Source organism: Halarcobacter mediterraneus (assembly GCF_004116625.1).
Taxonomy (GTDB): domain Bacteria; phylum Campylobacterota; class Campylobacteria; order Campylobacterales; family Arcobacteraceae; genus Halarcobacter; species Halarcobacter mediterraneus.
Window position 1 is genome coordinate 259,503 of the sequence record NZ_NXIE01000002.1, and the last position, 11,706, is coordinate 271,208.

The 11,706-nt window shown below is 26.0% G+C and carries 12 protein-coding genes; 11 read left to right on the forward strand and 1 reads right to left on the reverse strand.

The annotated features are described in order from the left end of the window. Window position 1: 1 nt before the first annotated feature. Window positions 2-2,110 (reverse strand): TonB-dependent siderophore receptor, encoded by a 2,109-nt coding sequence (locus CP965_RS05460; RefSeq protein WP_129061069.1) that lies wholly within the window; start codon window positions 2,108-2,110, stop codon window positions 2-4. 170 nt (window positions 2,111-2,280) lie between these two features. Here CP965_RS05460 and CP965_RS05465 point away from each other — a divergent pair, with 170 nt between their 5' ends. The 11 genes from CP965_RS05465 (at window position 2,281) to CP965_RS05515 (ending at window position 11,694) form a co-directional block, all read left to right on the forward strand. After that, a complete protein-coding gene (locus CP965_RS05465) occupies window positions 2,281-2,913 on the forward strand; it encodes a helix-turn-helix domain-containing protein (RefSeq protein WP_129061070.1) in 633 nt (210 codons plus the stop codon). A 112-nt stretch (window positions 2,914-3,025) separates the two neighbouring features. Next, entirely contained in the window at window positions 3,026-3,775 is a 750-nt protein-coding gene (locus CP965_RS05470) for a DUF3450 domain-containing protein (RefSeq protein WP_129061071.1), read from the forward strand. After that, window positions 3,775-5,091, forward strand: coding sequence for a MotA/TolQ/ExbB proton channel family protein (locus tag CP965_RS05475; RefSeq protein WP_129061072.1), 1,317 nt, complete (start codon window positions 3,775-3,777; stop codon window positions 5,089-5,091). The genes CP965_RS05470 and CP965_RS05475 overlap by 1 nt, the downstream gene beginning before the upstream one ends. 1 nt (window position 5,092) lies before the next feature. Beyond that, window positions 5,093-5,611 (forward strand): MotA/TolQ/ExbB proton channel family protein, encoded by a 519-nt coding sequence (locus tag CP965_RS05480; RefSeq protein ID WP_129061073.1) that lies wholly within the window; start codon window positions 5,093-5,095, stop codon window positions 5,609-5,611. Next, a complete protein-coding gene (locus CP965_RS05485; protein WP_129061074.1) occupies window positions 5,612-6,016 on the forward strand; it encodes an ExbD/TolR family protein in 405 nt (134 codons plus the stop codon). A gap of 2 nt (window positions 6,017-6,018) precedes the next feature. Then, window positions 6,019-6,645, forward strand: a complete 627-nt coding sequence (locus tag CP965_RS05490) for an energy transducer TonB (RefSeq protein WP_129061075.1) — start codon at window positions 6,019-6,021, stop codon at window positions 6,643-6,645. Then, the gene (locus tag CP965_RS05495; RefSeq protein ID WP_129061076.1) at window positions 6,642-7,817 is read left to right on the forward strand and encodes a tetratricopeptide repeat protein; all 1,176 of its coding nucleotides are present in this window, start codon (window positions 6,642-6,644) and stop codon (window positions 7,815-7,817) included. Before CP965_RS05490 ends, CP965_RS05495 begins: the two co-directional genes overlap by 4 nt. A 132-nt stretch (window positions 7,818-7,949) precedes the next feature. Beyond that, window positions 7,950-8,732: an ABC transporter permease gene (locus tag CP965_RS05500; protein ID WP_129061077.1), complete on the forward strand. Its 783-nt coding sequence runs from the start codon at window positions 7,950-7,952 to the stop codon at window positions 8,730-8,732. Next, the gene (locus CP965_RS05505) at window positions 8,720-9,469 is read left to right on the forward strand and encodes an ABC transporter ATP-binding protein (protein WP_129061078.1); all 750 of its coding nucleotides are present in this window, start codon (window positions 8,720-8,722) and stop codon (window positions 9,467-9,469) included. Before CP965_RS05500 ends, CP965_RS05505 begins: the two co-directional genes overlap by 13 nt. Continuing rightward, window positions 9,469-10,704 (forward strand): NnrS family protein, encoded by a 1,236-nt coding sequence (locus CP965_RS05510; RefSeq protein ID WP_228712678.1) that lies wholly within the window; start codon window positions 9,469-9,471, stop codon window positions 10,702-10,704. Before CP965_RS05505 ends, CP965_RS05510 begins: the two co-directional genes overlap by 1 nt. Before the next feature lie 12 nt (window positions 10,705-10,716). Then, window positions 10,717-11,694: an ABC transporter substrate-binding protein gene (locus CP965_RS05515; protein ID WP_129061080.1), complete on the forward strand. Its 978-nt coding sequence runs from the start codon at window positions 10,717-10,719 to the stop codon at window positions 11,692-11,694. Window positions 11,695-11,706 lie beyond the last annotated feature (12 nt).

Here is an 11,706-nt window from a genome sequence, read left to right on the forward strand (position 1 = left end):
ATTAAAATGTATATTTTAAAGTTAATGTTGCATTTCTTGGGTCACCATAAACCATACTATTTGCCCCTATTCCTGAATAATATTTTTTATCAAAAATATTATTTACATTTAATTGAAGTTTTATATTTTTATTAACTTTGTAAGAAGCCATTGCATTAGCTAAGAAAAAAGAGTCTTGAGTAACTTGAGTTGCTCCTGTTCCTGTATAATATTTACTTTTGTAGTTTACTCCACCACCAATACTAAAGTCATTTATAGTATATTTTGTAAATAAATTAGCTGTAGTTTGAGAAGAATCTGTTGAAACTTTCTCACCATTTGCATTCTCGGCTTTAAAATAAGCAATACCAAAGTTTAAATTCCAATTATCAGTAATTTCTCCATCTAATTCAATTTCAAAACCTTTACTTACTACACCTTTAACTGCTTTATATGCAGAATCTGTTGTACCTGGAACAAAAACACCGTCTATCTTCTCTGCAACATTATCTTGTTCTATTCTAAAAAGAGATAATGCAGCATTTAATTTATTATCAAAATATTCACCTTTTATTCCAGTTTCATAACTCTCTCCACTTTTTGGATCTAAATAATCTCCATTTTCATCTTTATTATTTTGTGGTTTAAAAATATCTGTATAACTTGCATATATAGAATGGTTTTCATTTAAATCATAGATTAAACCAACATAAGGTGTTACCTCATTTTTAAACTCTCGATTTCCATTACCTTCATCATTTTCATATTTCCAATTAGTTAATCTAACTCCAGCAATTAATTTTAATTGTTCCATTAAAGAAAATTTACCTACTAAATAAGTACCTGTTTGTATAGTATCATCAGGTGTTGTAGGATAAGAATAATCCATACTAGGTGCAGAAATATTTATATTATTGAAATCTAAAGTAGATACACCTGTAGAAGGATATCCCGAATAATTACTTACTGTTTGATATTTATTATATGAAAATCCTGCAATAATTTCATGCCCAAGTTTATTAAAATCAAAAGGAATTGAAGTATAAATATCAATATTATTCTCTTTGTTATAAGAATCATTAGAATATGCTAATGGAGTATACCCTACACCAAGATTAGTATCTTTATCAACTGTACCGCCAAAATATAATAAAGCAGTATCATCATAGATTTGTCTTCGAGTATAATTTAAATTAAGAGAAATATCATTATATACATACTGCTTTAAATCAAGATATATACTTTTTGTTTTTTGATTCCAATAAGTCCAATCAGAAGTAACAGTTTTTGATCTATCAAAATCAGTTCTTGTACCATCTGAATAAAAAGCAGGTAATCCACCCCATCTAATTCCACTTCTATCAAGTTTTTCATAAGAAGCTCCAATAGATAAATATGTTGTATCAGTTAAGTCCATATCTACAACACCATATAAAACATCAGTAGTTTTTTCATAAAAATCCATATACGAATTTTTATCTTCATGTTTAGCAACAAGTCTACCTCTTATAGAACCATCACTATTAAGTGGTCCTGAAATATCGACTGTTGAAGAATAATTTTCCCATGATCCAACGGATAAGTTAATATCACCTTTTAACTCTTTTGAGTTTGCATGTTTTCTAATAAAATTTAAACTCAAGGCAGGATTTCCCGCACCTGTCATAAGACCATTTGCACCTTTTACTATTTCAACTCTATCATATATTGATAAATCTGGATCAGAAGAAGAAATGCTATAAGTAGGGATTCCATCTAACTGATAATAATCAATATCAAATCCTCTCGCAGTAGGATAAAGTCTTTCATCCCATCTGTTTAAAGTAACTCCTGTTACATTATTTAGTAAATCTTGATATGAAGATACACCTAAGTCTTCAATATATTCATTTGTCAAAACTTTTACAGATTGTGGAGTATCTCTTACAGATAAACTCAATTTTGTAGAAGTATTCATAGAATCAATTGTATAAGAATTTGTATCTTCACTATTATTTGATGAAACAACTTCAACTGTACCTAAAGACTTACTGTCTTTTACTAAATCTTTTTTTACTTCATCTGCTAATACTTGCATTTGTAAAGCAAGTGCAGTAAATATAGATATTTTAAGTATCTTTTTATATTTCATATTCTCCCCTTTTAATATATGATAGTAATTATCATAATTAGAGCAGAATTATTTCTAAATACATCTTAGTTTTTCTTTATTTAAAAGTCCTTCATGTCAAGCAAAATGTAACATTAATGTTCTTTTTTAAATATACATTTTTTTCACATCTTTTTTAAATATAATATGAAATGTCAAAACTAGATTTATTACAAAGACAAATAAAAAATACTAAATTAACTCCAGCTAGAATAAAAGCTATTTCAACCTGCTTTGCAAAAGATATGACAGCTAGTCAAACAGCAAAGAAACTAAATATTTCAAGACAGACAATAAATACTTATTTTATATTATTTAGAGACTATTTAATATCACAAGAAAAACTTAATAATATAAAAAACCTAAATACTGCTATTTTGTATAAAGAATGCATAACAATTCAATATTTAATATTTAAAGAAGAATATATCTATTTCTTAATATACAAAAAAAAAGTGATTCTGATAAGTAAAGAAGAACACTTTTTAAATGAAATAACTACTTTTACATATAAAAACCTTAAGAAACAACTTGAAAAACATAAAAGAGCAAATAGTGCAAGAATTATCTATAACAATTATGATAAAAAATACTTCATTTCAAGTTTTTTCAAAAATTCAAATGACATTGAAATTTTTTTATTTAATAGGATAAAAAAATTTAGAGGAATAAATAAGAGCAATTATATAAAACATATAAAAGAATCTTTTATCCGTTTCAATAATGATGAAAAAACAATAAATAATATATTAAACCAATTATTTATAAAACCCCCTATTTACTAATACAACTTAATTAACAATTATTTCTCCTTTACATGATAAACTTTTGAATAAGTTTATTTTTATAATCAATTGATTATAATTCTCAAAATTAAATGTTTTCAAAAGGAAAAAGATGAGTAAAAGTTACAAAACTATTTTATTTTCATTATTATTTATGACATCAACTTTATTTGCAAATCAAATTGATAAGTCACTAAATGTAATTGAAAATACAAATACTAAATTGAAGAACTATCAAAATAAGATTGACAATTCTGAAGCCCAAAGAGAGGAACTTCTTAGTAAATACAAATACACAAATGCTGATTTAAAAAGCACGAGAATTTATAATAATCAGTTAAGTAAAATTCTTCAATCACAAAAAAATGAATTAAAAAATATCGAACAACAAATTATAGATATTGAAGAAACTCAAAAAAATATTTTTCCACTTATGTTAAGAATGGTGACTAGCCTAGAAAAACTTGTTGAAATGGATACTCCATTTTTATTAGAAGAAAGAACAGATAGAATTAAAAGAATTAGAGCAAGTCTTGATAAATCAGATATTAAAACAGCAGAAAAATATAGAATTATTTTAGAAGCATTTAAAATTGAATACGATTATGCAAATAGTATTGAAACATATCAAGATAAAATTGATGGAAAAACTTATGAATTTTTAAGATTAGGAAGAACAGCTCTTTATTATCAAAGTTTAGATTTACAAAATTATGGGTACTGGAATAATGATACAAAAAGCTGGGTAGAAGTTGATAGTTCAAATGCAAAATCTAATATTAGAAAAGGTATTAAAATTGCTAAAAAACATCAAAATGTAGATTTCTTAAATCTTCCATTTTTAACATCAAAGGATAATTAATGTTTAAATATTTATTAACTGCAATATTACTAATAAATTATAGCTTTGCCTTAGACTTAAACAGTTTATTAACTAATGTAAAGCAATCTTCTAATAAAGAACTTTCTGAAGAAAGAAAAAGACTTAATGAATTTATAAAAAATAAAGAAGAACAAAAAAACTTATATATAAAAGTAAAAAAAGATTTAAAAGAAGCAAATCAAGAAACAGAAAGATTAAAAGCAATTATTGAAAAAAATGAACAAATATTAACAGAAAAAGAATCTGAATTAGCAAATAAAGTTGGTGATTTAGGGGAAATGTTTGGAAGTGTAAGACAAACATCAGCAGACTTTTTAGTAAACTTTAAAAGAAGTTTCACTGCTTCACAAAATCCTGAAAAAGCAGAAATTTTTGAAAAATTCTCAAATTCAAAAAAACTTCCAACAATAACTGAACTTACTACTTTTTGGCATACAATGCTAGATGAAATTATTCAAAGTGGTAATGTTGCTACATATGAAACAAATGTAATTTCTAGAAATGGTACTAAAGAATTAAAAGAAGTTACAAGAGTTGGTTTATTTTCAGCTTTCTCTGATGGTAAATATTTAAAATTCACAGATGATGTTACATCACTAGTAGAAATAACTGTTCAACCAAGCACAAGCTATACATCAGAAGCAAAAGAGTTTGAAGAAAGTTCTGGTGAAATCAAATCTGTATTAATCGACCCAACAAGAGGAAATCTATTTGAAATGCTAGGAAACAATCCTACAATTATGGATAGAATTAATCAAGGTGGTATTGTAGGATATATTATTATTGTTTTAGGTGTTTTAGGATTAATATTTGCTTTATATAAAATTATTTTCTTAAATATTATTCATAAAAAAATCAAAACTCAACAAAAAGATTTATCAAAATACAACAATTCAAACTCTTTAGGAAAAATAGCAGAAGTATTTTATAAAAATAAAGAAGATTCAATTAATGATTTAGAAATTAAAATTGGGGAAGCTATCTTAAAAGAAACAAATGATATTAAAAAAGGACAAAGTTTTGTAAAACTACTTGCAGCAGTAACACCTCTATTAGGACTTTTAGGTACTGTTACAGGTATGATAGCAACTTTCCAAGCTATCACATTATTTGGTACAGGTGATCCAAAACTAATGGCTGGAGGAATTTCTACAGCTTTAATTACTACAGTTTTAGGTTTAGTAACTGCTATTCCATTATTGTTTGCATATACTTATATTTCTTCAAAAGCAGAAGCAATTGTATCAGTATTAGAAGAACAAAGTATTGGAATGTTAGCAAAAACATTAAAATAAAATGATTGATTTATATATAGATAACTTTTTTGCTTTCTTTGATAAAGGTGGTTTTGTACTATACATAGTATTTGCAATTGCACTTTTTTTATGGACATTACTAATAGAAAGATATGTTTATATTAGTTTTGAATATAGAAAATATAGAAAATCACTTATTGAAGAGGTTAAAAAAAATAGTTTTAACACAAAATTTAAAGAACAGATTAAAAAATATTTAATTGAAGACTCAAATAATAGATTAAAAACAGGTCTTAGTTTTATCAAAACTTTAATAATAGTTTGTCCTTTAGTTGGACTTTTAGGTACTGTTACAGGTATGATAGAAGTATTTGACGTAATGGCTCTAAATGGGACAGGAAATGTTAAATCTATGGCAAATGGTGTATCAATGGCAACTATTCCTACTATGGCAGGGATGGTTGTTGCCTTAAGTGGTATATTATTTGAAAAGAAATTAGAATTATCAATTAAATATCATACAGATAAACTTTACTTAGAAATATCAAAGGTTTTATAAATGAGAAGATTTTCAAATAAAAATAATAAAGAAGAAACAGAAATCAATCTAACCCCTATGCTAGATGTAGTATTTATTATGCTTATATTTTTTATTGTAACTACATCTTTTGTTAAAGAAGCAGGGATACAAGTAAATAGACCAAGTGCTAAAACTAGTGAACAAAAAGCTGAAGCTAATATTTTAATTGCTATTAGAAATAATGATGAAATTTGGATTGATAAAAGAATGGTTGATATTAGAGCAGTTAGATCAAATATAGAAAGACTTAAAGCCTCTAATCAACAAAATAGTGTAGTTGTCCAATCGGATAAAGATTCAAAAACTGGTGTTTTAGTAAAAGTTATGGACCAAGTTAGACTTGCAGGTATAACAAATATCTCAATTTCAACATTAAAGAATTAACTATGAGAGTATTTATAGCTATTATCTTTTCTTTAGTCATTTCAATAGCAATGTTTGTATTAATGCAAAAAATGACTTCAGCAGATAGTGATGCGGTAAAAGAACAAACTAAACCTATTCAATTAACTTATTTAAGAGATAAAAAAGATACTAATATTGAAAGAAAAAAAAGAATAAAGCCAAAAGAACCAATAAAAAAAGTAGAACCAAAAAACTTAAAATTTAAAGCAGAATTAAATCAAAAGCTTAATAAAAACGTGAAAGTTAAGCCATTGGCAGTAAATACAAACATTGACATCTCTTCAGTAAATGCTTTATCTGGAGCACAAATTGCAGTAGGTTCTAACCTTTTTGATGCAAATATGTTAAATGCACTAAAAAGAGTAAATCCAAGATATCCAAGACGTGCAAAAATAAGAAGACAAGAAGGATTTGTACAATTAGTATTTAAAATTGACGCAAGTGGATTTGTTTCAGATGTAGAAATTGTAGACTCAAATCCAAAAGGTGTATTTGATGAAGCTTCAATAAAAGCTATTAAAAGATGGAGATTTAAACCATCTAAAGATGATGTTCCAGGAAGCTTTAAGAATGCAACAATTACATTTAACTTTAGGTTGGCAGGATGATTAAAAAACTTATTTTAGTACTATTTTTAATTTTAAATAGTAGTATATATGCAAAAATGACAATGTCTAAAAAAACTTTTGATACCCTATCAAAAGCAAATGAATTAATTGATAAAGAAGATTATAAAACATCAAAAAAGATGTTAAGAGACTTACTAAAAAGTGACTCAAGTAATGATTATGAAAAATCATATATTTTGCAAACTTTATCAAATATTTATATAAACCAAGACAATTATAAAGAAGTTGCAAAAGCTTATGAAAGAATTATCAAACTTAATACTTTTGAAAAAGAGAATATTGATAAAATAAAATTTTCACTTTCTAAAATCTATCTTTCTTTAGAAAAATACAAAAAGAGTATTAATCTTTCAAAAGAGATATTAGAAAGTAAAGCAGTAAAAAAAGAAAATATCTATGAAACTTTAATTTTAGCCTATTATTATAATGGTAATTATAAAGAGTCAGTAAAATATTCAAATATTTATTTTTCAATGAAAAAACAAATAAAAGAGTCATGGTATAAAATACTTTACTCTTCATATGTAGAACTTAAAGACTATAATAACGCCATAAAAGTTATGAAAAAAATGACTATACTTTTTAGTGACAATGAAGATTATTGGGTACAATTAGCTTCTTTATATCAACAAGTTAATAAAATGAAAAAAGCTTTATCTACTTTAGAATTAGCCTACAAAAATGAGATTCTGACAAAAAAAGATAATATCTTATATTTTATAAACATTCTTTTACAAAATGACGTTTATAAAAAAGCTAATGTCTTATTAACTAAAGCTGTAAAAGAAGGTCTAATAAAAGAAGATAAAAAAGTATTTGAATTAATAGTTTCAACACATATAAATGCAAGAGATACTGATCTAGCTATAGAAAAATTAAATAATTCACCTTTTGCAAAAGAAAACAAATATAGAATGATTCTTGCAAATTTATATTATCAAAAACAAGACTTTAAAAAATCTATTGATATTTTAAAGAATGTAAAAGCTAAACATAAAACAAAAATTGCAGGAGAAAAATATATTCTAAAAGGTCTTTGTTATTATGAACTTAGTGACAAGAAAAAATCTATCAAAACTATAAGAAAAGCTATAAGTAATCCTTATCATAAAAAAAGAGCAAGAAGTATCTTAAGAAGTTTAGAGAGTTGATCTCTCTATAACTTATTCTAATCTTTCTATTATAAATAAAAATTATCAAATTTCTTTTATTTTATTGACCCAAATCAATGATAATTGATATCATTTTCACTATAATTCTAAAAAATATACTTTAGGATTAAAATGAAATACTTCATAAAAATAATAAAAGACTTTCCTTCTTACCTTTGGAGTGGCTGGGGTTCTATTGCTTCAATATTTTTATTTTTTGCTTTATGGGATTTAGGTAATCAATTATATGGGAATCTTGTATTACCTAGTCCAAAAGACACCTTAATAACTTTATTTTCTATTATCACAGAAGAAAACACTATTAAAGATATATTTCTAACTATAAAAAGAGCCTTTTTAGGTTTTTCTATTTCTTTGATTATTGGTTCAATATTGGGTTTATTAGCTGGTCTTTTCCTAACAGCTTCAATGATGAGTAGACCAATTGTAACTATTCTTGTAGGAATGCCTCCTATTGCATGGATTGTTTTAGCAATGATTTGGTTTGGGATGAGTGATATGACTGTTATTTTTACAGTAATTGTAGCTTCTTTTCCTATTATATTTATTGGTGCCTTACAAGGAACAAGAACTTTAGAAGGTGATTTAAAAGAGATGGCAGATAGTTTTAAACTTCCTTTTAAAATGAAAATGTTTGATTTATATTTTCCTCATATTTTTTCTTATGTATTTCCTGCTTGGATAAGTGCATTAGGAATGTCTTGGAAAATTGTCGTAATGGCTGAACTTTTATCAGCAAATGATGGAATAGGAGCTGCACTTGCTATTGCAAGAAGTCAATTGGATACTCCAACTGCATTAGCTTTAGTTGTAATTATGATTGGAAGTTTACTTTTAATCGAATATTTAATATTAGAGCCAATAAAAAGAGAGGTTGAGGCATGGAGAGAATAGAACAATTATTAGTAAAAGATGTTTCTCATTCTTTTGGGTTTAAAGAGATTTTAAAAAATATAAATTTTAAATTAGAAAAAGGACAAGTTGTATCTATAGTTGGTCCTAGTGGCGGAGGGAAAACCACCCTACTTCATCTTTGTGCCAAACTACTTACTCTTGAAGAAGGAAAAATAAAAAATAGCTTTAAAAGTTCTTCTTTTGCTTTTCAAGAAGCAAGACTTTTACCTTGGAAAAATGTTCTTGACAATATAGCTTTAGGACTTAAAGCAAATAAAATCAAAAAAGATAAAGCCCAAAAACTAGCAAAAGATATTGCTTTGAAGTTTGGCTTAGAAGAAGATGATTTAGATAAATTCCCAAAAGATTTAAGTGGAGGAATGAAACAAAGAGTATCTTTTGCACGAGCTTTAGTTGTAAAACCATCTTTACTTTTTTTAGATGAACCTTTTTCTGCTTTAGATATTGGTTTAAAAAAAGAGTTACAAAGCTTACTTTTAAAAACTATAAAAGAAGAAAAACTTAGTGTTTTATTTATTACCCATGATTTAATGGAAGCTATAAAACTAAGTGATGAAATACTTGTTTTAAAAGCTGAACCAGTAGGACATATTGTAAAAAGTTTTAAATTTGATTTAGAAAAAGAAAAAAGAGACGATACTTTCGTTTATGAACAAACAGCAAAACTTTTAAAAGATGAATATATTATAAATACTTTTGAATTGGAATTAAAATAATGGAAGAAAAAAAACAATACGCAGCTAAACACTATGAACATTATCCTGAAGGAGATTTTCCTATTTATTTAGCATATGGATTTAGACCTATGTTTTTATTACTTGCTCCATATATAATAATATCTATAATTTTATGGAGTTTTACTTTTAGTGGATATATTTCTCTTCCTTTTATTGATGACCTTTTAACTTGGCATATTTATGAGATGATTTTTGGAATAGGAAGTGCAGGAATTATAGCCTTTTTCTTAACAGGTGTTCCAGAAATGTTCCCAGGTGCAGTTCCTATTGTAGGAAGAAAACTACTATTTATAGTATCTCTTTGGCTTTTAAGTAGAATAAGTTTTTGGTTTATATCTTTTTTTGGTGTTCATTTTGTTGGGTTCTTAAATATTTTTTTAAGCTTATATATTATTTTGCTTATTATAAAACCTGTATTTCAAGATGTTAATAAAAGACATATCTCTTTAGCTTTTAATCTTGTAGCTTTACTTATTATTCAAACAATGTTTTTTTTAAGTATTGCAAACTATATAAATATTGACTCTTTTTCTATTTTAATACTTGCTTTAGGTTTTTTTATAGTTTTGATTTTACTTGCTTTAAGAAGAGTAAATATGGAAGCTATAAATGAACTTTTAGAAGATGAAAATATAGATGAAACTTTTTATGCAAGAGCACCAAGATATAATCTAGCAATTTTTTGTGTACTTCTTTATACTATAATTGAGTTCTTATTTCCTGGTAATTCAATCTTAGCATATTTGGCTTTAGCTTGTTTTGCTTCAATTCTAGGTATTTTAAATGACTTTATTTTAAAAGATTATAATATTTTATTTAAACCTTTTATTATTTACATAATAAGTATTATTCTTATTACAGCTACGGCTTATGGTTTCTTAGCTTATGATTATTTAAGTGAAGAATTTTATGCTTTAAACCATTTTAGACACTTTCTTACAACGGGAAGTTTTGGCTTAGTTTTTTATGTAGTTATGATTGTTGTATCTACAATTCATACGGGAAGAAAACTATTTACAAACTTTTGGTTAAATCTTGGGGTATTTTTAATTATATTATCAACTTTTACTAGAGCCTTAATACCTTTTTATCAAGAGTATGCAACCCTTGCCTATATTCTTTCTTCAATTATGTGGGCAATACCATTTATTATATATATCAAAATCTTTTTTCCATTTTTACTTTCAAAAAGAAAAGATGGAATAAAAGGTTAATAAAGGAAAAATATGAAAAAAATTTTACTACTTAGTTTTGTGTTTTTATTTTCACTTTTTGCGGAAAATGAGAATAAAATAGTTGTTGCAGGGCCTTTTGCTTCTGTATCTCACCCTATTTTACATATGATAGAAAATGATTCACTAAAGGATTTGAACAAAAAAATAGAGTTTAAACTTTGGAAAAACCCTGATGAGTTAAGAGCTATAATTTTAAACTCAAATGTAGATTTTATAGCCCTTCCTACAAATGTTGCAGCAAATTTACATAATAAAGATGTAGATATAAAACTTCTCAATGTTTCAGTTTGGGGTATTTTAGCAATGATAAGTAGAGACCCAAATCTAAAAACTTTAAAGGATTTTAAAGACAAAGAAATAGCTGTACCTTTTAGGGCAGATATGCCAGATATAATCTTCCAAGAATTAGCAAAAAAACAAGGTTTAGATCCAGCAAGAGACTTTAAAGTAAGATATGTGACTAACCCTATAGATGCAATGCAAATGTTAATTTTAAGAAGAGTTGACCATGCTTTATTAGCAGAATCTGCTATTTCAATAGCTTTAAGAAAAACTGACTCTTTTCCAATAAAAATTGTAGCTCCTGATTTGTATAGAAGTGTTGATTTACAAAAAGAATGGGCAAGACTTTTTAAGACAGAAGCAAAAATTCCCCAAGCAGGATTAGCTTTTTTAGGAGATACTAAAGGGAAAGAAACCTTAATAAATAGATTTTTAGAAGAGTATGATAAATCTTTAACTTGGTATAAAAATAATCATAAAAAAGCTGCAAAACTGGTAGTCAAAACTCTTCCTATGTTGGAAGAAGAAGGTCTTGAAGACTCTATTGAGCACGTAACTTTAGAAAATACAAATGCTTATGAAGCAAAAGAAGATTTAGAATTCTTTTTTAATGTATTAAAAAACAATAATCCAAAACTTATTGGTGGAAAACTTCCAGATGAAAGTTTATATTATAAACAAAACTAAAAGGACACATAA